21 protein-coding genes and 1 riboswitch are annotated in these 24412 nt (G+C 41.4%); of the genes, 7 read left to right on the top strand and 14 right to left on the bottom strand.

Annotation, left to right across the window (positions count from 1 at the left end):
* Positions 1 to 100 precede the first annotated feature (100 nt).
* The 3 genes from O1D97_RS15305 to sbcB form a co-directional block, all read right to left on the bottom strand.
* The gene (locus O1D97_RS15305) at positions 101 to 1996 is read right to left on the bottom strand and encodes a DEAD/DEAH box helicase (protein ID WP_269126981.1); all 1896 of its coding nucleotides are present in this window, start codon (positions 1994 to 1996) and stop codon (positions 101 to 103) included.
* A 475-nt stretch (positions 1997 to 2471) separates the two neighbouring features.
* On the bottom strand, positions 2472 to 3494 hold the full coding sequence (locus O1D97_RS15300) for an AI-2E family transporter (protein WP_269126980.1): 1023 nt from the start codon (positions 3492 to 3494) through the stop codon (positions 2472 to 2474).
* Positions 3495 to 3518: 24 nt separating this feature from the next.
* The gene (sbcB, locus tag O1D97_RS15295; protein ID WP_269126979.1) at positions 3519 to 4979 is read right to left on the bottom strand and encodes an exodeoxyribonuclease I; all 1461 of its coding nucleotides are present in this window, start codon (positions 4977 to 4979) and stop codon (positions 3519 to 3521) included.
* Between the two features lie 80 nt (positions 4980 to 5059).
* On the opposite strand from sbcB, the gene O1D97_RS15290 reads away from it, so the two are divergent.
* Both O1D97_RS15290 and O1D97_RS15285 read left to right on the top strand, forming a co-directional pair.
* Positions 5060 to 5563 carry a YchJ family protein gene (locus O1D97_RS15290; protein WP_269126977.1) on the top strand — a complete coding sequence of 168 codons (504 nt, stop codon included), beginning with the start codon at positions 5060 to 5062 and terminating at the stop codon, positions 5561 to 5563.
* Positions 5564 to 5601: 38 nt separating this feature from the next.
* Positions 5602 to 6240, top strand: a complete 639-nt coding sequence (locus tag O1D97_RS15285; protein WP_269126975.1) for a GNAT family N-acetyltransferase — start codon at positions 5602 to 5604, stop codon at positions 6238 to 6240.
* A gap of 83 nt (positions 6241 to 6323) precedes the next feature.
* Here O1D97_RS15285 and O1D97_RS15280 read toward each other — a convergent pair whose 3' ends face one another.
* The 3 genes from O1D97_RS15280 to alc form a co-directional block, all read right to left on the bottom strand.
* Complete coding sequence (locus O1D97_RS15280) at positions 6324 to 7577, bottom strand: urate hydroxylase PuuD (protein ID WP_269126974.1); 1254 nt, start codon at positions 7575 to 7577, stop codon at positions 6324 to 6326.
* Between the two features lie 10 nt (positions 7578 to 7587).
* Complete coding sequence (locus O1D97_RS15275; RefSeq protein WP_269126972.1) at positions 7588 to 8118, bottom strand: ureidoglycolate lyase; 531 nt, start codon at positions 8116 to 8118, stop codon at positions 7588 to 7590.
* Positions 8119 to 8226: 108 nt separating this feature from the next.
* Positions 8227 to 9219, bottom strand: a complete 993-nt coding sequence (alc, locus tag O1D97_RS15270) for an allantoicase (RefSeq protein ID WP_269126970.1) — start codon at positions 9217 to 9219, stop codon at positions 8227 to 8229.
* 207 nt (positions 9220 to 9426) lie between these two features.
* On the opposite strand from alc, the gene O1D97_RS15265 reads away from it, so the two are divergent.
* Both O1D97_RS15265 and aroA read left to right on the top strand, forming a co-directional pair.
* Positions 9427 to 10314, top strand: a complete 888-nt coding sequence (locus O1D97_RS15265; RefSeq protein ID WP_269126968.1) for a MurR/RpiR family transcriptional regulator — start codon at positions 9427 to 9429, stop codon at positions 10312 to 10314.
* An 80-nt stretch (positions 10315 to 10394) separates the two neighbouring features.
* Positions 10395 to 11669 (top strand): 3-phosphoshikimate 1-carboxyvinyltransferase, encoded by a 1275-nt coding sequence (gene aroA, locus O1D97_RS15260; RefSeq protein WP_269126967.1) that lies wholly within the window; start codon positions 10395 to 10397, stop codon positions 11667 to 11669.
* Positions 11670 to 11771: 102 nt separating this feature from the next.
* Here aroA and O1D97_RS15255 read toward each other — a convergent pair whose 3' ends face one another.
* The 8 genes from O1D97_RS15255 to O1D97_RS15220 form a co-directional block, all read right to left on the bottom strand.
* Positions 11772 to 12155, bottom strand: a complete 384-nt coding sequence (locus O1D97_RS15255) for a hypothetical protein (RefSeq protein WP_269126965.1) — start codon at positions 12153 to 12155, stop codon at positions 11772 to 11774.
* Between the two features lie 162 nt (positions 12156 to 12317).
* Positions 12318 to 13604: a polyamine export protein PaeA gene (gene paeA / locus O1D97_RS15250; RefSeq protein ID WP_269126963.1), complete on the bottom strand. Its 1287-nt coding sequence runs from the start codon at positions 13602 to 13604 to the stop codon at positions 12318 to 12320.
* A gap of 238 nt (positions 13605 to 13842) precedes the next feature.
* Positions 13843 to 15030, bottom strand: a complete 1188-nt coding sequence (gene thiH, locus O1D97_RS15245) for a 2-iminoacetate synthase ThiH (RefSeq protein ID WP_269126960.1) — start codon at positions 15028 to 15030, stop codon at positions 13843 to 13845.
* On the bottom strand, positions 15030 to 15821 hold the full coding sequence (locus O1D97_RS15240; protein WP_269126959.1) for a thiazole synthase: 792 nt from the start codon (positions 15819 to 15821) through the stop codon (positions 15030 to 15032). The genes thiH and O1D97_RS15240 overlap by 1 nt, the downstream gene beginning before the upstream one ends.
* Positions 15822 to 15826: 5 nt before the next feature.
* Positions 15827 to 16027, bottom strand: coding sequence for a sulfur carrier protein ThiS (gene thiS, locus O1D97_RS15235; protein WP_269126958.1), 201 nt, complete (start codon positions 16025 to 16027; stop codon positions 15827 to 15829).
* 4 nt (positions 16028 to 16031) lie between these two features.
* The gene (gene thiE / locus O1D97_RS15230) at positions 16032 to 17678 is read right to left on the bottom strand and encodes a thiamine phosphate synthase (RefSeq protein ID WP_269126956.1); all 1647 of its coding nucleotides are present in this window, start codon (positions 17676 to 17678) and stop codon (positions 16032 to 16034) included.
* Positions 17678 to 19729, bottom strand: a complete 2052-nt coding sequence (gene thiC / locus O1D97_RS15225; protein ID WP_269126954.1) for a phosphomethylpyrimidine synthase ThiC — start codon at positions 19727 to 19729, stop codon at positions 17678 to 17680. Before thiC ends, thiE begins: the two co-directional genes overlap by 1 nt.
* 168 nt (positions 19730 to 19897) lie before the next feature.
* Positions 19898 to 20000, bottom strand: a riboswitch (TPP riboswitch).
* Positions 20001 to 20131: 131 nt separating this feature from the next.
* The gene (locus O1D97_RS15220) at positions 20132 to 21022 is read right to left on the bottom strand and encodes a LysR family transcriptional regulator (RefSeq protein WP_269126952.1); all 891 of its coding nucleotides are present in this window, start codon (positions 21020 to 21022) and stop codon (positions 20132 to 20134) included.
* A 159-nt stretch (positions 21023 to 21181) separates the two neighbouring features.
* Between O1D97_RS15220 and O1D97_RS15215 the strand changes: the two genes are divergently transcribed.
* The 3 genes from O1D97_RS15215 to O1D97_RS15205 all read left to right on the top strand — a co-directional run bounded on the left by O1D97_RS15215 (position 21182) and on the right by O1D97_RS15205 (position 24355).
* Positions 21182 to 21799, top strand: coding sequence for a cysteine hydrolase family protein (locus tag O1D97_RS15215; RefSeq protein ID WP_269126951.1), 618 nt, complete (start codon positions 21182 to 21184; stop codon positions 21797 to 21799).
* A 118-nt stretch (positions 21800 to 21917) separates the two neighbouring features.
* On the top strand, positions 21918 to 23351 hold the full coding sequence (gene nhaC, locus O1D97_RS15210) for a Na+/H+ antiporter NhaC (protein WP_269126949.1): 1434 nt from the start codon (positions 21918 to 21920) through the stop codon (positions 23349 to 23351).
* A gap of 89 nt (positions 23352 to 23440) precedes the next feature.
* Positions 23441 to 24355, top strand: coding sequence for a DMT family transporter (locus tag O1D97_RS15205; protein WP_269126947.1), 915 nt, complete (start codon positions 23441 to 23443; stop codon positions 24353 to 24355).
* Positions 24356 to 24412: the final 57 nt, after the last annotated feature.

Here is a 24412-nt window from a genome sequence, read left to right as displayed (position 1 = left end):
ATCATTATTTTTTCTATTTTCCCACAGCTGACAATATTCTGACAGTTTTAAGATCAAAAAAAGACCGCTTAAAGCGGCCTTTTTTGTGTTTTACCTAGATCTAACTATCGCGACGCGGTGGACGAGGGCGTCTTTCACCACCCGCATCACCATTACTACTACGGCGACGACGTTCACCACCAGCCGTATTGCCTCGACCTGCATCACGACGGCCACCGCCATCACGACGACCACCACCCTCACGAGGGCGACGTGGAGCTGAAGGTGCTCGATTATTTAATGCATCAGCATCTTCAAGAACCGCAATATCTGTTTTCTGACCACAAATACGTGTAGAAGCCAGTTTTGGCATTGATTCTTTCGCTACATCAGTTGGTAAATCAACTGTCGCAAAGTCTTCATAAATTTCAATATGTCCAATGTAACGGCTTTCAATGTCCGCTTCATTCGCAATTGCGCCAACGATATTGCCTGGCTTAACACCATCACGATAACCGACTTGAACAACATAACGAGTCATTGCTATGCTTGGATCATCTTTTAATGGCATCGGCTCTTTCGTTACCGGGTTTTGCTTACGAGGTGGACGCTCAGAGCGGTCTCCACGTTCTGGACGGTCACGACGCTCATTACGATCGTTACTACGTTCGCGACGTTCTTGGCGAACTTCCATTTCATTAAGCAAAATCGGTGATTTAACTTGCGCTAAATACGCTAAAGCAGCTGCTGTTTTAATTGGATCTTGATCATTTTCTTTCTGATAACCTTCAACAAGCTCCAAAAAGAAATCCAAGTTAACATTATCAATCGTATCGGTAATGCCTTGCTTAAAACGCTCAACACGCTGCTGATTAATATCAGATGCTGTTGGTAACTGCATTTTCTCAATTGGTTGGCGAGTTGCACGCTCAATGGCTTGCAACATACGACGCTCACGTGGCGCAACAAACAAGATAGCCGTACCTGAACGACCAGCACGACCAGTACGGCCAATACGGTGAACATAAGATTCTGTATCATATGGAATATCGTAGTTTACAACGTGACTTACACGCTCTACATCCAATCCACGAGCTACAACATCTGTTGCAACAAGAATATCAATTTGACCATTCTTAATACGATCAACGGTACGCTCACGTAGGTTTTGACTGATATCACCGTTTAAGGCTTCACAAGCATGACCACGAGCCGTCAATTTTTCAGCGAGCTCAACCGTAGCCGCTTTAGTACGAACAAAAATGATCATACCATCGTGCTCACTCATCTCAAGAATACGAGTCAAGGCGTCAAGTTTATGTAACCCGCTAACCTGCCAGTATTTTTGAGAAATCGTCATCGCAGTCGATGTTTTAGTAACTATTTTCACTTCTTTTGGATTATTCAAGTGACGATTTGCTACTTGACGAATCACATTTGGCATTGTTGCCGAAAATAAAGCGATTTGGCGCTGTGCAGGAATTTGCTCAAGAATCCACTCGACATCGTCGATGAATCCCATACGTAGCATTTCATCCGCTTCATCCAAAACTAAGGCTTTAATGCCATCTAATTTTAGAGTCTTACGACGAATATGGTCCATTACTCGACCTGGAGTACCTACAACAACTTGAACACCACGGCGTAATTGACGTAGCTGAGTGTCATAAGACATGCCGCCATAAATTGGCAACACATGAAAATCAGGTAAATGACGAGCATAACTTTGAAATGCTTCAGAAACTTGAATTGCTAACTCACGAGTTGGTGCAAGTACCAACAGCTGAGTTGTTTTATCTGCTACGTCTATGCGCGATAACAGCGGTAGCGCAAACGCCGCTGTCTTACCAGTACCCGTCTGCGCTTGCCCTAGAAGGTCGTGACCTTCTAATAAAAATGGAATACTTTGCGCTTGGATAGCCGATGGCTGCTCGTAACCGAGATCAGCAACCGCTTTAAGAATAGGGGCAGCAAGGCCCAACGAAACAAATGTAGGCTGAATATCAGCGTCAGACATGTAAATGAATACCTTTTAATTGGTGGGGCAAGGCCCATTCAATTTGAATAGCCTTACAAATACTCGAGGAAAAAACTCGGTGACGAATACTACAATAATTACAATTAATACGCCAGCGAAATCCCCTCCAAATCCAAATTAATTAAAGCTCATCAGCGTAATTTGTCAAGCTACTATAAAAAGTAATCGTACATAACCATAGAAATGACTAACCTGATGCACCATAAAGAACTGAAAATCGCCCTACTCTATCCCTATATACGTATCAATGATCATCCCGTATGTATCTCTCTTAGTTTATCCTTTTTTTCACAACACTTTCTCAATCTTTTTAACCCAGCTCAACTCCCCCACTAACACAATGTTGTTAGTGGGGATTCCCTATACTTCCGCCAGGTCTCACTATACGTCCGTAAAATGGTGCAAATTTAGACAGTCCATGAGCTAGCCAAAGCCATCATAATTCACTCTTACGCTAATCTCTATGGCCATCCAAAATTACCGCCACCCAATGCGTTTTAGGGTTTGCTTCCATGGCAATTTTTACAATAATCGTTAACGGAATAGACAATAACATTCCAACGGGTCCGAATACCCATCCCCATAACAATAATGAAAGAAATACAACCAAAGTCGAAAGCCCTAATCCCTTCCCCATATATCTTGGCTCAATAATATTACCAACAACTAAATTAATGACGATGAAACCAAGCCCGGTCAACCCTGCAGCAAAACCGCCCAACTGAACAAAAGCCAACATTACCGCAGGAATAGCAGCAATAATTGAGCCTATATTGGGAACAAAGTTAAGCAAAAAGGCAGAGACCCCCCATAGAATAGGAAAATCAACCCCCAAAATAAATAACCACAGACTGACAACACAACCAGTTAAAATACTGACACTGGTTTTTATTGCCAAATAACGGTTAACCGCATTGGCAAAATCTTTAAAATTTTTCAATGAAGAGCGCGCATCACCTAAAGCATGAGAAAGTTTCGCAGGAAAGTCCGCCGCTTCAAATAACATAAAGACAACCGTCATAATAACCAAAAAGGTATTCGTTAATACATTTCCTAAACCACTGAGGGTATTTGCCACCATTTGCATCAAAACAGAAGGATCAAAGTAGCCCCTAACTTGCTGCTCTGATACATGTAACCCCAAACTATTACCCAATGTAATAATCCAATCTAACTCTTTTATCATTCTTAATTTGTAGTTAGGCAACTCCTTATTAAACCCATCCAAAGAGGCTCCGACAAATACCCCTAAAGAGCTGACACTCAGTATAATCAAGGTCACAATTAACAAAATAGCAAGCCAAGTAGGCACGCTTTTTTTACGCAAGCCAGACAGCATTGGAGCACAAATAATGGCAATAAAAGCTGACAACATTAAAGGCACCACCACTTCGGAAGCCGCCTTTAGGCCCGCAATAATAATAACCAACGCCGCTAGGCTAACTAGCCAAGAAACGCCTCGACTTAATTCGCTCATTCGTTCACCTTTGTACTATTCGTACTAATAGTCTTCATTTAGGGGATAAATACTTTGGCCATAGTCTGCCAAATCCTGTAACAATATCTGTTTCACATTCGGTAAATCTTCAGACAGAGCAATCCTATTAAGAGTATTAAAATACTCATCCATAGAAATACTTCCACCTCCATCCGCCTCCATTAGGCGTATTCGACGATACTCCTCCCACTCAATCCTTTGAACATCAGACAGCTGATCTGGGTAATTACGTCCAATATAACGCATTAGCATTTCAGGCAAACGGCGATCATCAAAAGATAAAGACAATTCCCCTAAATGCTCACTTGGTGTTTCTCGAATGGTCTTCATGCGCTTTTTATCATCGCTAGAAAAAAAGCCTCCCGAATACAACATATGATCTGGATCTTTATGTATAGGCAAGTTTTCTTGTAAAAACACTTGGGAAATTTTTTCTGACAGCCCAGGAGCGGATTTAATAATCGATAAATTACGACGGCACACATCCCCGTCTAATTTTAGTCGCTCAACAACAGTACTGTCTTTTAAAAATGCGCTGGGAGCCACCGCCGGACATCGATTGTAATGCAATACTTTTAAAGAAATGCGCTTTTCATCCCCTAATTCTTCAACTTTACTAAAAACGCGATGGCGAATTTCTTCAATAGATAGATCAATCAGTTGCTGAGCATCATCCATTAAATTAAATAAAATAACACCGTTTTTATTCTTTGGATGCGGAGCAATTGGCGCCACAAATGCGGCATACTTATTATCTCGACCAAACATTCCAGACACATGTAAAAAAGGGGTTATTTTTAGGGGATTAATGAAATTCTGTAACTCGGATTTTTGACGCATTTTAAAGTAATAGTCAAATAATTTAGGCTGAGTTTTCTGTATAAGCTTAGCCATCGCTATGGTGCCATAAACATCCGATAAGGCATCATGAGCTTGTTCATGACTTATGCCATTTGCTTTCGTCAACGCTTCCAACTTTAAAGACACATTTCCTTCATCATCTGTTGGCCATTTAATACCATCAGGCCGTATAGCATAAGCCATACGAACCAAATCAATAACATCCCAACGAGAGCAATTGTTTTGCCACTCTCGAGCATAAGGGTCTATGAAGTTTCGATAAAACCCAAAGCGCACAACCTCATCATCAAATCTTAAGGTGTTATAACCTAAAGAACAGGTTCCTGGCACTGACATTTCTCTTTCGACCGCTTGCATAAATTCAGCTTCGCAAACCCCATCCCTATTTGCATCTTGTGGAGTAATACCTGTTAGTAAGCACGCTTCAGGGTTCGGCAAAACATCTTCAGATAGACGACAATAAAACATTATAGGATCACCAATAGGGTTAAAATCCAAGTCTGTACGTATTCCTGCAAACTGCATCGGCCTATCTTTAGCAGGGTCAACGCCTGTAGTTTCAAAATCGAACCAAAAAAACGAGGTAGGAGCTGAAGAAGTCACGAATTATTCCTGTTAGACATTTAAATAAAAGGTATTATACGCACCTTGGGAATTTTTTGGCGACAAGAGGAATAGATAATATGCCAACTCCGAATAATTGTCCTTGCGGAACAACACTTCCTTATGAAATGTGTTGCGCAATGTACCATAACAACCCTGGCACAGCACCGACAGCGGAAGCATTAATGCGATCACGCTATTCGGCATTTGCCATGAAAAACTTTGAATACATTCAACAGACCCAAAAACTTGATACGTCACCTGATCAGTCTGTCGAAGATATTTCACAGAGCAATGACAATACTCAATGGATTAAGTTGGAAATCTTAGAAACACAAGATGGCGGAGAAAAAGATAAAACTGGCATAGTTTCATTTTGTGCCCATTTCAAAGAAGGAAAACACATTGGAAGATTATCCGAACGTTCGATCTTTAAAAAAAGTAAGCAAGTTTGGCATTACATTTCAGGGGAGCACGAAGTACAAGGCAATACCCCTTTAATTAAGTCGTCAGAAATGAATATTGGCCGTAATGATCCTTGCCATTGTGGCTCGAACAAAAAATTCAAGAAGTGCTGCGGCTAAGTCGCCCTCCCCTAAATAAACCATACTGGAACTAAGTTATGAACTGGGTTGAAATTCTTGGCTATGTGGCCTCTTTTTTAGTGGCCATCTCCCTTATGATGAGCTCAATTGTACGACTCCGCTGGCTTAATCTTGCGGGGGGCATCACTTTCTCCGTCTATGGTTTTATTATTGGCGCCTACCCAGTCGCCGCCGTGAATGCCTTTATTGCCTGTATCAATGTCTATTTTTTAATCAAAATATACCGTTCACAAGTCATTTTTAATGTTATTAAAAGTGGCTCAGAATCCGGTCAGTCTGGCTACATTGCCTATTTTCTTGACTTTTTCGCGGAGGATATCAAGCAATTTTATCCAGATTTTAGTCGTCGTCTAACACGAGAGAATCGCGAATACTTTCTATTAACCGAGCAAGAAAAAGTGGTGGGCATTGTCTCTGGCATTCGCCATTCAGACGAACACTTCGAGATTGACTTAGACATAGTTACACCAGCCTATCGCGATTATAAGCTTGGACATTACCTATTTGGGGCGAATAATATTTTTGCTAACAAATTTGGCTTTCGAAAAATAACAGCCAATGTCCAAACCAAAGAATACCAGGCTTATTTAGAAAAGGTCGGCTTTACACAACAAGCCACCCATATATGGGAGTATCAGACACCGTCAAATTTTTAATTTAACGCCCCAAAAAAACCTCTAAAGCCGCTTAATCATTACCATCACTTCAGAGGTTTTTATACTTTTCAGGCCTAAATCTATTATTGATGAGACTGAAACCATCTTGCTAGTACATCTCTCTCTTCGTCTAGCATCTTCGTTAAATTCCCAAGAGGCATGGTCTTTTGCAGAACCGCTTGTTGATAAATCTTTAACATTTGAGATTGGATCTGTTCTTTTGTATCAAACATCACTCCCGCTGGAGGTGCAGAGAACATAGTAGAACTCGGTTGAGCACTATGACAAGAAGCACATCTCTCAACCAATATCACATGAGCTCGGCGATCTAAATCACTTCTCAATACCGTAGAGCCTTGCACTACTTCTGAATTAACCTTACTACTCTCTCTTTGTAGACTGTCTTGCTGAATAACAGGCAAGACACTGGGTTGATAGGCTTTAGGCTGAGTCACCCAAGCCAAACTTAATAAACATAAGCATGCAAAAGGCAAAATCCACACGTTTTTTTCAGGTTTATGACGAATATTAAAGTAATGACGAATACCCGCACTCACAACAATAAGTGCAATCAAAATTAGCCAATTCAAATCACTACCATAAGTAGACGGATAGTGATTGCTAATCATAATAAACAATATAGGAAGAGTGAGATAATTGTTATGGCGTGACCTAAGCAACGCTTTAGCGCCATATTTAGGGTCGACAGTTTCCCCTTTCTCTACGGCCGCTAATAACGCCTTTTGTGATGGCATAATCACATGAGCGACATTGGCTACCATCATGGTTCCAATCATTGCTCCCATATTAATAAAAGCTCCACGACCACTGAACACATGCGTTAGACCATACGCCACTAGCATAAATGCACCCAGCCCAATTAAAGACAAAAGCATTGGCTTATTTTCAAGCATATTACTGAGGGTATGATAGGCTACCCATGAAGCCACAATACAAGCTACGCTTATCATCACAGCCACTGTCGGTGTGATATCCATAACGGACGGATCAATGAGATACAAACTGGCATTAAAGTAATACTGCACGATTAACAAGCCCATCCCAGAAAGCCAGGTTGTATAAGCTTCCCATTTAAACCAGTGCAGTGTTTTAGGCATCTTTTCAGGTGCGGTTTTGTATTTCTCTAATCGATAAATCCCCCCGCCATGTATCGCCCATAAATACCCAGAGATCCCGTTTTTCTGAGGTCCTGTGCGCACTAAATTATTCTCTAGCCAATTAAAATAAAAAGACGCACCAATCCATGCAATACCCGCGGTGATATGAAACCAACGCACAAATAAATTGAGCCATTCATGTAAATGACTTTCTAACATAACCCCTCACTTAGTCAGAGAAACAAGCAAAATCTGCTCGCTCTATCCAACGTATTAACGATTTATCAAACTCATATTCATCACAGTTATTACCGGTACCAATACGATCAATGACTAAAAAATCCGAGATGTCATCCAATGCAATTAAAGGATGGTGCCATGTACCTTGGGCATAGTTAACACCTTGAGTCGACGAAGCCCAAAATACTTTTATATTTTCTATGTCTGGCTGATGGCTATCTAAAGCTGGCGCTACTACAACTAAATAAGGTCTTTGATTTAATGGGAAGAAAGCTTGAGACCCCAAGGGATGTCGTTCTAGCATAGAAAGGCTCAGCGGAAAAACTCTAGCCTCTCCACGAAAGATACTAATCCCTGAGCGAACACTAGACGCATCCGTGGCACTCACTTGAACCTTAGCTAAATCATGAAATCGAGTGGTAGTACCGCCATTAATCAAGTATTGCGTTTGGGCGCTTTGGGTATCAATCACATCCCCAAACGCTTGGAAAGCCTCTGATGTAAGTCGATTCACTATCATTTATTCACTACCTTCTTATTAATACACACTTTTATAAAGATAAGCATTGCTTGCTTATAAAAACAATGTTGCTCAGCAAAATACTGTTTTCATCGAATAAAGCGTTACTTAATCAAAAGAAGGCTTGCCAAAAAGGCGTACTCGGCTAATCCCACCATCAGGGAAAATATTTAGTCGGATATGAGTCACTCTACCAACCTTCAATACAGCCTCTTGAAAGAGATGCTCGTTATCGGCTTTTAATGGCTGTTTAGGCAATAACTCTTGCCAATAAAGGCTTTGTGCCGCCAAACTGGAATCGGGTAAATCATCAATATTAGCAAATTGAATAGCACAGGAATCAGGGAAATTGCCTTTGAAAAAGCTGGTTTCAATTTGTATCGAACTAATTTCACCAGGATGACCTAAAGCCATAATAACCCAATCATTACCAGGCTCTCGACGACGCCGAGTTTCCCAACCATCTCCCATATTAAGACTTTTTCCGGGCAAATTTAAATTGTGCATGGAGCCGAAATGCTCATCATTGGTCGCAATGGCCCTCCCCCCGTGAACCAATGCCAAAAGATCGATTTCCTTCGATGTATCCACCGCTTGCCAATCAATATCTGGCTGACCATAGACACGTAAACGAGCTACACCACCATCGGGGAAAATATTTAATTTTACGTGTGTAAATACTTGATCACTTTCTACGTGAACAATGTGCTGCTGATTTCCTTGAAGCGCCACGGTATCTGTGATTTCGATCCAATTTGTGTCTGCATCTGGATCCGTCAGAGAATAGCAGGCTTGCACAAGCGCGGCCGGTGGGTAATTCCCCGTGAAATGACGCGTATCAATATCTAAAGCATTAATCTGCCCAGAAACGCCCAGCTTTACGATACAAAAGTCATAACCTTCTGATCGCTTTCTGCGAGACTCCCACCCATCCATCCATTTACCATTATCATCGTATTTGCCTTCGATAAAAACAGCATCCTGATCTTGTAACATACGTTCTTTTGGAGCAAAAAAATCGTCACTTGCATAGATTGCTTTTGCACCGAGCCGCTCAGACGCTAAATTAACACCGTACCAAGTTGAAGATTTATTAGACATGCACACTCCTTGAGTAATCAAAATACATAAGAATTAAAAACAATAATTTCACAACAAAATAAAAGAAACAATTGTTTCAACCCAAAAACCTGTTATTTTCGCAATCTTTTTCAGACATTTAGCAAACAACAAGGGTTACCTCTTCCATGAACTGCATTTTTCCGTCATTATTCTCTAAACTTTATCCATGAAATCAATGACAACACGATGCAAGATCAATCAATAGAATTACGAATTAAAGAGATTTACGAGCAACTGTCACCGACACAGCAAAAGCTAGCCTCTTGCATTCTCAACCATCAAGGAGATATTGCCACCTACTCTGCGACAGAATTGTCAAAGCTTGCCGGTGTTTCTAAATCCGCCGTTACGCGATTGCTGCAGCGACTTGGGTATCGAGATTTTGGGGAAGTAAAAAAGCAAGTTAGGGCCGCTCGACGATGGGGGGCACCAATCGCACAAAAAATCCCTGAAGGAGAGCCCCTTTCAAATATCTTTCAAGATTATGTAAAATGTGATCAAGCCAATATTCAAAAAACCTTAGAAGCGATTGATCCTAAAAACTATCAGACAGCAGTTCAATGGATAAGCCAAGCTCAAAAAGTGTACATTATTGGTTATCGTAATAACCATGCATTAGGCCTACACCTGCGTCAACAGCTCACCCAGTGCCGTGCTAACGTATCTTTACTGCCTGTACCAGGTCAAACTTTAGGTGAAGAAGTAGCATCTTTCACAAAAGAAGATGTTGTCATTATTATGGGGATTCGACGTCGCCCTGCTTGGTTAAAGAATTTAATGAGTACCCTTAAGCTGAATGGTATTCAATTGATTTACATTACTGATCATGCCGATGTTAATCCCCACGAGGTCAGTGACTTACATTTTTCATGTGTCGTTAGAGGTGTATCGGCCTTCGACTCTTATGCCAGCGTTATGAACCTTATCAGTATGATTGCCAATAGCGTCTATCAAGAATCTTATAACGAAGCTCATGTACGCATACAAAAAATTGAATCTACCTACCAAATCCTCAACGAACTCGACATGGCCGCTTTAAACAACGGCGCGTCTTTGGATGATATGGACGAATAACAGGACAGACTATCATCCCTTTATGCTGTTTATATTTTATAATTAACCAGAGCTCACGCTTACCAATATCAGGAAATACAATGCATTCAATTACTCTTGGTCCTCTCACTTCGGCAAACGGTGAAATTCAAATTCCTGGATCGAAAAGTTTATCCAATAGAATTTTATTACTTGCGGCTTTAGCAAAAGGCACGACTCGTATCACTAACTTATTAGAAAGTGATGATATTAGACATATGCTGAATGCACTGACATCACTTGGTATCAAGTACACCTTAGAAGACGCAAACACCTGTATTGTTGAAGGCAATGGCGGCCCCTTTAACGCATCCAGTGGAGATCTATTTTTAGGTAATGCAGGTACCGCTATGCGACCTTTAACCGCCGCTCTTTGCCTAGGTAAAGGCGAGTTTTTATTGCATGGTGAACCAAGGATGCATGAACGCCCTATTGGTGATTTAGTTGAATCACTAAAAGTGTTAGGGGTGGATATTAACTACCAAGAAAATGATGGCTACCCACCATTACTGATTAAAGCCAATGGTCTATCGGGTGGTGAAGTATCGATAAAAGGCAATATATCCAGCCAATTTTTAACAGCCATTTTAATGTCAGCACCTTTAGCACAATCCGATCTGACTATAAAAGTAGAAGGCGAATTGGTTTCAAAGCCCTACATTGATATTACACTACACGCCATGAAACAGTTTGGTATCACGGTTGAAAATAATCATTACCAATCTTTCTTTGTTAAAGGCCAGCAGACCTACCAAAGCCCTGGCGAAATTATGGTAGAGGGCGATGCGTCTTCTGCGTCTTATTTCCTTGCGGCGGCGGCCATTGCTGGGGGCAAAATAAAAGTTCATGGTGTTGGCTCAGACAGCGTTCAAGGGGATGTGAAATTTGCTGAAGTATTATCCGCAATGGGAGCAAAAATTACTTATGGACCCACTTGGATAGAAGCTGAAAAGGATCAATTAAACGGCGTTGATCTAGATATGAATCACATTCCAGATGCGGCCATGACCATTGCAACAACGGCTTTATTTGCTAACGGACCAACTCGTATTCGTAATATCTACAACTGGCGAGTGAAAGAAACAGATCGCTTAATGGCCATGGCCACGGAGCTAAAGAAGTTAGGTGCTACGGTTGAAGAAGGTGAAGATTATATTTATGTTGAACCGCTTGACAATGTAAAGCATGTAGCTATTGACACTTACGATGATCATAGAATCGCCATGTGCTTTTCTTTAGTCGCTTTTGCTCATTCACAAGTGACAATCAATGACCCTGGTTGCACTTCCAAAACGTTCCCAACTTATTTTGATTTGTTTGCAAAAATTACGGAATAACAAAAAAAGCCCTAACTTATTTAAGTTAGGGCTAACGGTTTGTAAAGGGGCTAGTTTAAACAAACTGATTTTTGCACTGCAACATATGAAGAATAAATGGGGTTAGCCATGATTCTCTTGATCGTGTTTCATGCCTTTACCATGGTGCTTACCTTTCATGCCACGGTGCTTTTCCATCTTTTCCAATTTCTCAGCTTGTTCTGGTGTCAACAAAGCAACGAGCTCTGCTTTATGAGATTCTCTCAAATCTTTCATTTCCGCTGACCGCTTTTCTAGCAATACTGTCACTTTTGCTTTTGTCGCATCATCTAATTCTAAATGCTCGGCTAAACGATCTGCCATTCTTGCAGGATCGCGCATTTCCATTTTATGGTGCTTACCTTTACCTTCCTTATGATCATCCGCTAACGCATTTGTAGCTAAAGATGCCCCCATTAACGCAGTAAAACCAACAGCACTAATTAAACCCATTTTTTTCATATTCATAATGTTTTCCTCTAACTCATTTGTTCGTTTGTTTTGATGAGTCCATTATGAACCACCTTATTGTCAATGTGTGTCAAACACGGGTAACCGGTGGGTAAAGGTTGTCAGCAATTTGTCAAAGCCTAATCTTAATTATCGTTAATTAATTGCGTTCGTTCTTAATTAAGCATTTACGTCAAGTTTCGTAACCAACAATTGCTCTACTCTCACACCTTCTAAATCAATCACTTCAAATTTATAGCCAGAAAAAATCACATGATCTGTCCGCTTTGGTAAACGCTTCAGCATATAAATCATAAAACCGGCAATGGTTTCATATTGAGAGCGGGCAGGAAAATCATCGACATCCAAACAACGGTCCACATCATTAATTGAAGTTAAACCATCAATTAACCAAGAATATTCATCACGACGCACAATTTGCTCTTCCGCTTCATGAGTAATCAATTCTCCCATAAAACTGCTCAATAAATCTTTTACCGTAACAATACCAACAATCAACGCATATTCATTTACCACAACCGCAAAAGGTTGAGACGCGACTTTAAAAGCATTTAAGGACTCCGATAAAGTCAGGGTTTCAGGAAGGTAAAAAATATCTTTATCAATCATATCTGGGGTAATGTTTGCCGGTTCGCCTTTTAAAACCAAGCGCAAAATTTCTTTCGACTCTATAATCCCCTGCAGTTTATCAAGACTGCCATCACAAACTAAAAAATCATTATGAGGGTGTTCAATAATTTTTTGACTGATTTCTTCACTGCTTTCATCCGCATCAAAATAGACAATCTGATCCCGCGGTGTCATCACACTGGATAAACTCCTAGAATCCAGCTCAAAGACATTACCAATAAGTTGATACTCTTGCTGAGGTAAACTGCCATATTCCGCCCCAGCATCCATCATAGCGACTATATCCTCTGTGGTTACGATATCTTCTCTTTCCGTTGGAAACTTAAATACTCGTAACACTATGTTTGTTAATCCGTTAAAAAACATCACAAAAGGAGTTAAAGCAAAGGTAACCCAACGCATTGGTGTCACCACTCTTATGGCAACCGCTTCCGGCATAATCATCGCTAAGCGTTTCGGCAATAAATCAGCAAACAAAATGAATAAGGAGGTTAATGTCAGGAAGGAGACAAAGAAGCTTATCTGATCCAGTAAGTGTCCAGTATAAAAGTACCCGACTAAATCTCGGATATAAGGCGTCAATGCCTGCTCACCAATAATACCACCCAAAATGGCGATGGCATTAAGAGCGATTTGAATCATGGCAAAGAATGCCCCTGGACGTTCTTGCAAATCTAATACCGCCTGAGCATTGTTCGCACCTTCATCCGCCATTACTCGCAATTTTATTTTACGAGAAGCGGCCATCGCTATCTCAGACATAGCAAAGATGGCACTGATCGCAATTAATGCACCAATCCCAAGTAAATCAAACATGTCACACTCCAATCACAGGTCCTAGTAAGACCAAACTAGCCCGTCATTCAAATGAATAACCGACTAACGATAACGAATACCGCGATTGGAAGAGTAGTGAGTCTTATACCACGCTCAAAAACAGGCCGTTTGCGGTATTTTCTAGGCTAGAAAACCCGCGGATTATAATGAGGGTTTCCTCTGAAAAACAATCATTATTTTCACTTTATTATTAAGTAACCACGGCCTTGAAATTATCTTAAAATTCCTGATTGTAGGCTTTGTCCCAATCTTTCCATATCACGTCTAAGCCATGAGACTTGATTAACCTTGTAATCTCGTCAATCGGCCGATCATCTGAAATTTCAAATTGTTCTAACGCCTCTTTTGAACTCTCAGAATAGCCACCTGGCTGAGTCTTAGATTCCGCACTCATACTGGTAAACCCGATAGGCAAAATATGATCACGAAAATCAGCCGATTCCCTGGTAGATAGAGTCAACTCGAGGTCTTCATCAAACAAACGCCAAGCACACACCAATTGAATTAATTGCTTATCCGTAATTTCAGATTTCACTTGGATCCCTCCTTCACAAGGCCGAATCCGAGGAAAAGAAATACTAAAACGAGAACGCCAATAACGTTTTTGCAAATGCCTTAGATGATAAGCCAGAAAAACACTGTCTGTTCGCCAATCATCTAACCCCAACAGCACCCCTAACCCAATTTTATGCATCTGCGATTGACCCAGTCGGTCTGCCGCATCCAAACGAAAATTGAAATCCGCTTTTTTACCTCTAGTATGATGTTTAGCGTAGGTTATTTTATTGTATGTTTCTTGGTATACCAGCACGGCATCTAAACCAAACGACCTTAATTCAACATAGTCATTAACCTCTAAAGGCTGAACCTCCATGGATAAATGGCTAAAATGAGGGGTAATTAAAGGCAGCATTCGTTTAAAATACGGTACTGAAACTTTAGAGGTTTCCCCAGTTACCAATAAAAGATTATCAAACCCTTTTTCCTTCAACGCCCTTACTTCGTCTGAAACGTTGTCCTCATTTAAAGTGAGCCTTTTTATTGGGTTACTCATAGAAAAGCCACAGTAACTACATTCGTTAGCACAAGTATTCGACAAATACAGGGGCGCAAACACCCCCATACCATGCCCAAAACGTTGTCTGGTTAACTGCTGACTTTTGGCTACGATTGCGGGTAAGAACGCCTCAGCGGCAGGCGAAACCAGAGCCATAAAATCTTCAAACTGCAGACGAGATTTTGCTAAAGCTCGACGCACATCCAACTCTGTCTTGGAGGAAACTTGTTGGCTTGTGTGTTGCCAATCTAATGCAGTTAAACCTTCGCTAAATTGATCCTTAATAACAGCCGATTGCTCAATAAAATATAATGGCTTGGAATCGGTCCTTTGCGCTTTTGTTTGCATTAAGATAATCCAACTAAAAAATCCGTCATAGGGCTTGAAGCCATGGCTTGACCTTCAACCTCACCAAGTCCTGAATGATAAGCCACTCGTCCTGCTTCCACCGCGAGTCGAAAAGCATATCCCATTGCCGCAGGTTTACGAGCCACCGCCATCGCCGTATTAACCAGCACACCATCCGCCCCTAACTGCATTGCCAGTGCAGCATCGGCAGGTGAACCAATACCCGCATCAACAATGACAGGCACCCGGCTTTGCTCGATTATAATGTCTAAAAAAGTACGACTTGCTAAGCCCTTATTGGAGCCAATAGGGGCACCTAAAGGCATCACACATTGACAACCCACCTCTTCCAAACGCTTACATAAAACCGGGTCTGCATGCACATAAGGCATTACTATAAACCCCTGTTTTACCAGTATTTCAGCCGCCTCCAAGGTTTCAATTGGATCTGGCATCAGATACCTAGGATCAGGATGAATTTCCAACTTCACCCAATTAGTCGCTAATGCTTCACGAGCGAGATTAGCCGCAAAGACGGCTTCTTTTGCCGACCTAGCACCAGACGTATTTGGCAATAATTTCATTCCATGTTGCTGCAACGGTGACAAAATATTATCACTATGATTCTCCAAATCCACCCTTCTCAGTGACAACGTGACCAATTCACTGCCACTGGCTTTTATAGAATCCATCATAGAATCTGAGGTTGCGTATTTCCCCGTTCCTGTAAAAAGACGAGAGCTAAATGTATGATCTCCAATAATAAGTGGATCATTTTCCAAAAAATTCATCTGAGCTAACCTCCAGCAATGGATTCAAAAATCAACACATTATCGCCCTGTCGTAGTAGGGTTTTGCTCCATTGGCTTTTTGGCACCACCTCTTGGTTAACGGCTAACGCCACACCGTCCTTATTGGTTTTTAGATGATCCAACAAATCCCCGATAGACTCACCAGAAAACTGAAAAGGCGAATCATTTAATTGAATGTCTTTCATGATTTTATCCTTTTGATCGAAACTGATTACTTGCATTAGAAGCGTTAATTTTTCTCATAAAATCGGTAACGATTTGTTCAGGGTTGGCTGATCGAGTAATGGCCGTTACCATGGCAATACCATCTACTCCCGTATCTAGAACGGCATCAAATACCTCTGAGTTTATGCCACCAATAGCAACCGTCGGATACACCCCAGACAACAAGTTCGCGTATTTTTGCAATCGAGTCGTCCCCTGTGGTTGAGATGGCATGTCCTTCGTTTGTGTAGGGAAAATATGGCCTAAAGCAATGTAACTAGGATGGACCTTACCCGCTCTCGCAATCTCAAAATAACCATGAGTACTGACCCCCAACCGCAAGCCCGCATTGGCAACTTTGTCTAGATCAGCCGTAAGCAAATCTTCTTGTCCTAAATGCACCCCATAAGCACCAAACTCAATGGCCTTTTGCCAGTAATCATTGATAAAAACCTGAGCTTGATAGTGTTCACCTAGCGCAATCGCCTTTCGAATATCTTGCTCTAAGGTTGCTGAATTAGGATCCTTCACTCTTAATTGAACAGTTGTAACACCCGCTTTCAATAACCGCTCTATCCATTCAGGAGTGTCCACCACAGGGTAAAGCCCTAGAGATCTAGGCTCCATTTCAGGGAAAAATACTTCGTTAGAGGCACCTTGATTATTGTTTATCTGAAGAATGTCAGGCAGGTATTGTATTTTGCTTGGCCAGCCGCAAGTCGCAAGAGGTCCAGTATTTTTTCCTACTTGATAACTTAATGATAATGCATGATTAATGTAGCTTTTGGTTAAGGTCAGACTGTCCATTTCATCGTAACCTAGCGCCAGAAAACTGCTTAATGCCGTGGCAAAACTACAGCCTGTTCCACGGCTATGGCCATTTTCCTGTCTTTTTGAAGAGAATCCAAAGGGAGACACCAACCCATCCACTTTCACCATCTCAGAAAACAACCAGTCGACACAATGACGGGATGAAGAACCAGTTTGGTTATTCGATTGTTCCTTCGCTTCATTATGAGCATGCCCGCCCTTAATGACCCATTGGCTTTGCCTTAACTCTGGGTATTGAGCCAGTAAATGATCAAACTTTGATACTAGGTCTAACCTGTTAATTGGTTGATCTATTGTAGAGACTGATTGCACGATTTGCTCAAACTCATGAGTATTTGGTGTCACCCAATCAACCAATGGTAGTAGCATTTTTAGCCACGACATCGGTTCCGTTGAATCCGCAGGATCCCCCGATGTGAAGGAGTGCAAACGGTGTCCTGTTGAGGAAACACCGACAGGATCAAACACAATTCGGCATGCTGGATAATCGGTTTTTATTGTGCGCAGCCAAAACGCCGTTGCTGACGCCAATTCAGCATTTGGCAGCAACCCAATTTTCACTACTCCAGGCGTCATATCCGCTAGAATACTCTCCCATTGACGATCAAATTGTTCTTTTTCAACTGGGTACACGGCCAATACTGATTGAGAGTTTTGCGCGGTTAACGCACTCACAACCGTCGTTACATGAACGCCTAAATCTTGGCCTACACGAATGTCAGCTTGTAAGCCAGCGTGTGCGCTGGGGTCTGAACCACCAACACACACGATAACAGGAGGAAATGATGTTGTTGACAACATTAGCCTTCCTCACTGCTTAATAACGCCTCTTTCCCCTGACGTTTTAACAAAGAGCCTTTTTCCTCCAATACATCCGTTGTTAAATAAACATCACTTCCTAACTCTTTAAATTGCTCCGACATGTGTTTCATACCCGTCTGCGCATCCACATGAGTGACATCCGTCGCTTCAATTAATTGCAACTTAGCCGCTTCCAAACCGTCAGCATAATCTCTTACTTCTTGAGTAATCTTCATAGAGCAGAATTTAGGGCCACACATAGAACAAAAATGTGCCACTTTACCAGACGCTTGAGGAATGGTTTCATCGTGGTACGCTCTGGCACGAACCGGATCAAGCGATAAGTTAAACTGGTCCTCCCAACGGAATTCAAAGCGGGCTTTAGAAAGTGCATTATCCCTTACTTGCGCACCTGGGTGACCTTTGGCCAAATCCGCCGCATGAGCGGCAATTTTATACGTAATTAAACCTTCTTTAACGTCTTCTTTATTCGGTAAACCTAGGTGCTCTTTTGGCGTGACATAGCACAACATGGCGCAACCATACCAACCGATTTGAGCCGCACCAATGCCAGAAGTAATATGATCATAAGCAGGTGCAATGTCTTGTGTTAATGGCCCTAAAGTGTAGAAAGGTGCTTCATGACAGGATTTCAATTGTTCCGTCATATTCTCTTCGATCAACTGCATTGGTACATGTCCAGGGCCTTCAATCATCACTTGAACGTCGTATTCCCAAGCCACTTTGGTTAGTTCACCTAGTGTTCTCAGCTCTGACATTTGCGCTTCATCATTTGCATCCATAATAGAACCTGGACGTAAACCATCACCAAGAGATAAGGCCACATCGTATTGAGCGCAAATTTCACAAATTTCACGAAAGCGAGTGTAAGTGAAATTTTCTTCGTGATGGGAAAGGCACCATTTCGCCATAATAGAACCACCCCGTGACACAATGCCTGTTAAACGCTTAGCTGTCATCGGAACGAATCGAAGTAGAACACCGGCATGAATGGTAAAGTAATCCACCCCCTGCTCTGCTTGCTCTAACAAGGTGTCGCGAAAAACTTCCCAATTCAGATCTTCGGCGACGCCATCGACTTTTTCCAAGGCTTGATATATTGGAACGGTTCCAATAGGTACTGGAGAGTTTCGCAATATCCATTCACGAGTTTCATGAATATTTTTGCCGGTTGATAAATCCATTACCGTATCTGCGCCCCAGCGGGTAGACCAAACCAGTTTTTCAACTTCTTCTTCAATGGATGAAGTTACCGCGGAGTTACCTATGTTGGCATTCACCTTCACTAGGAAGTTGCGCCCAATTATCATAGGTTCAGATTCAGGGTGATTGATGTTATTGGGGATAATTGCTCGACCTCGAGCCACTTCGTCTCTGACAAACTCAGGTGTGATGTATTTTTGAATATCCGCACCAAAACTTTTACCCGCATGCTGTCGACGCAGTAACTCGCTTTTTATTGCCGCTAGGTTTTGATTTTCTCTAATGGCAATGAACTCCATTTCTGGGGTGATAATACCCTTGCGTGCATAGTGCATTTGAGTGACATTTTTACCCACTTTTGCTCTAGATCGAGTGGGTAAATCTTTAAAACGCAATTCATCTAAAGCCGCATTCGCCAATCGTTCTTTGGAAAATTCAGAAGACAATTGCGCTAAATTTTCTGTGTCATCTCTTTCCTTGATCCAGTTTTCTCTCAGCCTTGGTAGACCTTTATGCACATCAATATTGGCATCTGGGTCCGCATAGGCGCCAGAACAGTCATAAATATAAATGGGTTCATTCGGTTCGAAAGTGAGCTGCTTTGGATCAGATCCAATCGGCGTATCGGATAAATTGATTTTTCTCATTGGTACGCGAATGGAAGGATTAGAGCCTTCAACATAGATGCGTTCAGATGATGGAAAAGGCGTCGCTTGCAAAGACTCTATAAACTGCTTCGCCGCTTGACGAGAGGCTTCGCGACTTTTTTTATTTGGTTTTTTAACTAATTCGTTTGCCGTGTTTATTAATTCGTTATTTGATGACATAAGCCGTTCTCAATAATGTTAATTGGAGAATTGCTTGTCTGGTGTGTGGCCTTAACGCTTCTCTAAAAAAGAGAATGACGCTTCAAACCTTCTATTGAACATCACAAGGTAACAAAGAATGCAACTTGGATTAACCCAATAGAAGTACATTCGATGCAGAAAAGAAAAGATAACGATTTTCTTGTTTCCTACGCAGGTTTTTAGCCCTGATCAGGTTCTGCGGATCCCGCTTAAAAGCGATCTCAGCCAAATGGCACTCCGACAAGTGCAAGAACAATACCCAGTAATAAAACACTTGTAAAGAGCTAAATAGGGCCTATTTATTCAAAATCATATGTCGGTGTAAAAGGTAAAATGGCCTTCTTGGATTCAAAAGAGAAACACTAATGTATTAAAAACTAACTATTTTTCCCCTTGAGATATGATCCAATCTTGCAATTGTACAACCGGGGAATTTTTAGAATGATTTTTATCAATCGCCACCGCATACCAAGTACAGAGAATCACACGATCATCTAATTTTACCAAGGTACCGGCCTGCAGCTCTCGATGACATATATGCTCATCCGCCAAAATAATCCCCTCTCCATCAACCGCGGCATCAATGGCTAAAGCTAAATCTGAATACACCTTTCCATGTTGCCAATGGGCATCTTTTGGTGCAAATTTCTCATACCATTTACGCCATATTTCTCTGCCATTATCATGAATTAAAGGAAAATCTTGAAAGTTAGCGACACTACTATTTGCCTGTTTTATTTTTTCAAACAACTCAGGAGAACAAGCCGGAAAACCGTTAATAGGTAAGAATTTTTTATAATAACTCTGTCCTAGGTGAGACATTCTCTCCTCAAAATGCACCACCATATTTATCTGTTGCTCTCCTAACGTAGGTGGAGTCCATGCAGGCTTTAAATTAACTTGTATATTGGGTTGATCAGCACAAAACGCCGTCACTCTTTTTCTTAACCAACGGGAAGAAATGGCAGGTTCAACGCTGATATTAACGGTTTTCTGTAAAGCACTTCCTAGAACCCCATCACAAGCATCCCTTAAGGTTTGGAACGCATTCGCAACTTGCGGCAGCAGCATTTGACCTTCTGCAGTAAGCTCAATCCGATTGCCGTAGCGCGTAAATAGTTGAGTTTGCAGGCTGCCCTCAAGCTTTTTTACATGTTGGCTCACAACACTATGACTTACATTCAGTTCAATAGCGGCCTTTGCGAAACTACCATGCCGAGCCGCGGACTCAAATGCTCTCAATGCATTCAAACTTCTTAAAATATCTGCCATTCACCCTTTCCTAATTATTTAGCCATGCTTTAGCGTATAAAAAAGCTTCGCTGAACGCAATTTAAATCTAATTTTCGAGTTTTCTTTTGGAGGCTAATATAGCGATTCAAATATTTTTGATTAAAAAAATGCTTACACAACATGATTGAGGCAGAAGCAATGGAAAACAATAAAAAAAATCTTATCGAAGGCAAAGCAGCATTATTGGTCATCGATATACAAGCCAGTACCTTTATCGATGATAGTGAAGTTCGTTCTATCGCTAACATGGTCGGTTTTAAAGAACGTATGCTGAATTCCAGAATCGCCATAGATAAGGCAAGAGAATCGAATATCCCGATTATTTATATTCAAGAAATCCACCGTTCAAATTTAATTGACTTTGGGCGAGAACTGGATGGAGACGAGGAAATTCATTGCTTAGACAATCACCCAGGAACGGATTTAGCAAAAGACGAGATGGGGTATCAAGACGGTGATTACATCATTCAAAAACGTCGCTATTCTTGTTTTTTTGGCACCGATTTAGAAATTTTATTAAAAGGTCTGAAAGTCGACACCTTGCTTTTAGTTGGCGCCTTAACGGATGTTTGTGTGCATTATACTTTTGTTGATGCACACCAGTCTGACTACTACTGTCGTGTTATTGAAGAGTGTGTCGCGGGTTCATCTGTTGCCGCTCATCAAGCCTCTCTTAATGCGATGGAATATCTTCAAACAGGCGCAATTCGTCCTCTTAACGATGTGTTAAATGCCATGGAAGACGCTCAATCCTAACCTCATATAAAAGCACCTTTATACACGAATAGACTCTGCTTCTTGAGTTATCAAGGTGCGTTTTAAACAAGATAACAACGAAACATCTCATGCTATAAAATAAAAATAGGTTAGAAAGATGAACACAAACTTACCAGTAAATGCTCGTAAGCCCCATTTTTGGGAAGCTTTAATCTCGCTATTTGCGCTTATTTCAGGCGTAACATTCTCCATTGTAAAATACGGCCTCGACCCTCAAGTCCCAATGATTTTAGGCGTAATCGTTGCTTGCTTAATAGCATTACGATGCGGATTCAAATGGAAAACCATTCAAAATGGTATGGTAAAAGGTATATCATCGGCTATTCCCGCTGTCATTATTTTGATCGTTGTTGGCATTATGGTAGGAGTATGGATTTTAGCCGGAGTAGTGCCAGCAATCATTTACTATGGCTTGGAAATTATTTCCCCTACTTTTTTCCTACCTGCTACTTTAATTATCTGCGCACTCACCTCTGTCGCTACGGGAACCAGCTGGGGTACTACTGCAACGGTTGGTGTGGCTTTAATTGGCATCGGCGGAGGGTTAGGGTTTCCTCTACCATTGGTGGCTGGCGCTGTGTTATCAGGGGCCTATTTTGGTGATAAATTATCCCCTCTCTCGGATACCACCAATATTGCGTCGGCAATGGTAGGTATTGATGTGTTTAAACATGTCAAACACATGTCCTACACCACCAGCGTTACTTTTGGGCTTACCCTCCTTATCGAAATAGTCATTGGCTTCACTTATGACACAGGCCCAGGAAACCTAGAGAGAATTGAGCATATCCAATCCGTTTTAGCCGCAAATTTTTCCCTTAATCCCATTATTTTTTCGCCTATCTTACTGATCGTCATCATTTCATATTTTAAAGTTCCAGCGATCCCTGGTATTACGATAGGAGCTCTAGCCGGTGTGGTATGCGCTGTTCTAGTACAGGGAGCAGACTATCAAACCTTAATTCAGGTTTCATCCAGTGGCTTTGAATCTATTACCGGTGACCCAGATGTGGATGCATTGTTAACTCGTGGAGGTTTGGATTCAATGATGTTTGCGATCTCTTTGATTTTTACAGGCATGATGTTTGGTGGTGTTATGGAGCGTACTAGCCAACTATTGGTGGTCGCAGAAAAAATACTCAATTATGCCCGTTCTACTGGCTCATTAGTGGCCACAACAGCCATCACTTGTGTCGCTGCAAACATAATATTATGTGATCAATATATGGCGATTATTATGGGGGCACGTTCATTTTCAACTGCTTATAAGGAGAAAGGGTTAGCGCCTGAAAACCTATCGAGAGCAGTTGAAGATTCAGCCACCGTCACCGCGAATCTAGTACCTTGGAATGCTGGTGGAGCTTATCAAGCAGCGACATTAGGTGTTCCAACCTTTCTCTATTTACCGTTTAATTTTTACTGCTGGTTATCGCCCTTAGTCACTATTTTATTCGCTTATATGGGGTGGACCATGACCAAATTACCCCATGATCATGACGCCGAATCACAGAGGAGCAAAGAGCACAACTAACCCTAGAGAATAACCCTTTGGCGGAGCTAGATGATCTTCTAACTCCGCATTTTTTCATCACTAAATTGCGATCCCCATAGGCTTAATAAATGAATCAAACTCGTATCTTGCAATCCGCTATTTTAGCTATTTTGGCTTCCGCACTTCTAAGCTTTACGGACAATTTTGTTGGCATGGTGTCGAAAGAAGCTGGGTTGTGGCAATTTCAATTATTTCGCACTCTATTTTCTTTGCCTATTATTGTTGCTGGTATTTATTTTTTAAAGATACCTTACCGTGTCAAAAACCTTCGCGTCATTATCATCAGAAGTGTCATTATTTCGATTGGTTTATTAATTTACTTTACATCACTAGGTTTTTTGTCCGTAGCACAAGCTGGAGCGGGATTATTTAGCTCGCCGATTTGGGTGCTATTATTTTCAATAATTTTTTTCAAAAATAAGATAAACTTGATGCAAATTACGGCAATTACCGCTGGCTTTATCGGTGTCCTTATGCTGCTTCAACTCGATACTCAATCCTTGTCTATAGTTTCGTTTTTCCCTCTTATTGCGGGTGCCTTTTATGGTTTTGGGATGCTTATTACTCGACATTGGAGCGCAGATGAATCTGCTGCCACCTTAACGCTTGGGGTGTTTATTTCTATGGGGATTATTGGCGCCATCATGTTGGTGATTTTAACGACATGGCCAGTAGAATCAGATGAATTTATTCTACAAGGCTGGAAAAGTCCCACGCCAGCATTTATCTCACTAACCTTTGGTCAAGCATTAGCCGGCGTTATTTCTGTGGCTCTAATCACTCAAGCATACAAGATTGGTGAACCCTCTTTTACAGCCGTTTTCGAGTATTCTTTTTTAGTCTTTGCTGCGTTTTGGAGCTTATTGCTGTGGGGACAAACGACAAACTCTTTCGCGATAATCGGTATTCTAGTCATTTTCGCATCGGCTATTTCATTATCTTTCTTAAATAATAAAAGCGCTGTCAAGTCAACGTCAGCCTAATAATCTACAAGGATGGAGGTTATTAGTATCAAGTGACACGCCCTAACTAGAAAAGCA

It is taken from the genome of Marinomonas phaeophyticola (assembly GCF_026966905.1).
Classification (GTDB): domain Bacteria; phylum Pseudomonadota; class Gammaproteobacteria; order Pseudomonadales; family Marinomonadaceae; genus Marinomonas; species Marinomonas phaeophyticola.
This window is presented reverse-complemented; position numbering and strand designations above follow the sequence as displayed.

Bases quoted from the DNA above. Each gene is read 5' to 3' on its own strand.
- paeA (WP_269126963.1), bottom strand. From the start codon at position 13,604: ATGTTTGATTTACTTGGGATTGGTGCATTAATTGCGATCAGTGCCATC.
- alc (WP_269126970.1), bottom strand. From the start codon at position 9,219: ATGTCTAATAAATCTTCAACTTGGTACGGTGTTAATTTAGCGTCTGAG.
- aroA (WP_269126967.1), top strand. From the start codon at position 10,395: ATGCATTCAATTACTCTTGGTCCTCTCACTTCGGCAAACGGTGAAATT.
- O1D97_RS15205 (WP_269126947.1), top strand. From the start codon at position 23,441: ATGAATCAAACTCGTATCTTGCAATCCGCTATTTTAGCTATTTTGGCT.
- O1D97_RS15215 (WP_269126951.1), top strand. From the start codon at position 21,182: ATGGAAAACAATAAAAAAAATCTTATCGAAGGCAAAGCAGCATTATTG.
- O1D97_RS15255 (WP_269126965.1), bottom strand. From the start codon at position 12,155: ATGAATATGAAAAAAATGGGTTTAATTAGTGCTGTTGGTTTTACTGCG.
- O1D97_RS15300 (WP_269126980.1), bottom strand. From the start codon at position 3,494: ATGAGCGAATTAAGTCGAGGCGTTTCTTGGCTAGTTAGCCTAGCGGCG.
- O1D97_RS15285 (WP_269126975.1), top strand. From the start codon at position 5,602: ATGAACTGGGTTGAAATTCTTGGCTATGTGGCCTCTTTTTTAGTGGCC.
- O1D97_RS15290 (WP_269126977.1), top strand. From the start codon at position 5,060: ATGCCAACTCCGAATAATTGTCCTTGCGGAACAACACTTCCTTATGAA.
- O1D97_RS15280 (WP_269126974.1), bottom strand. From the start codon at position 7,577: ATGTTAGAAAGTCATTTACATGAATGGCTCAATTTATTTGTGCGTTGG.
- nhaC (WP_269126949.1), top strand. From the start codon at position 21,918: ATGAACACAAACTTACCAGTAAATGCTCGTAAGCCCCATTTTTGGGAA.
- thiC (WP_269126954.1), bottom strand. From the start codon at position 19,729: ATGTCATCAAATAACGAATTAATAAACACGGCAAACGAATTAGTTAAA.
- thiS (WP_269126958.1), bottom strand. From the start codon at position 16,027: ATGAAAGACATTCAATTAAATGATTCGCCTTTTCAGTTTTCTGGTGAG.
- thiH (WP_269126960.1), bottom strand. From the start codon at position 15,030: ATGCAAACAAAAGCGCAAAGGACCGATTCCAAGCCATTATATTTTATT.
- thiE (WP_269126956.1), bottom strand. From the start codon at position 17,678: ATGTTGTCAACAACATCATTTCCTCCTGTTATCGTGTGTGTTGGTGGT.
- O1D97_RS15265 (WP_269126968.1), top strand. From the start codon at position 9,427: ATGCAAGATCAATCAATAGAATTACGAATTAAAGAGATTTACGAGCAA.
- O1D97_RS15305 (WP_269126981.1), bottom strand. From the start codon at position 1,996: ATGTCTGACGCTGATATTCAGCCTACATTTGTTTCGTTGGGCCTTGCT.
- O1D97_RS15240 (WP_269126959.1), bottom strand. From the start codon at position 15,821: ATGAATTTTTTGGAAAATGATCCACTTATTATTGGAGATCATACATTT.
- O1D97_RS15220 (WP_269126952.1), bottom strand. From the start codon at position 21,022: ATGGCAGATATTTTAAGAAGTTTGAATGCATTGAGAGCATTTGAGTCC.
- O1D97_RS15275 (WP_269126972.1), bottom strand. From the start codon at position 8,118: ATGATAGTGAATCGACTTACATCAGAGGCTTTCCAAGCGTTTGGGGAT.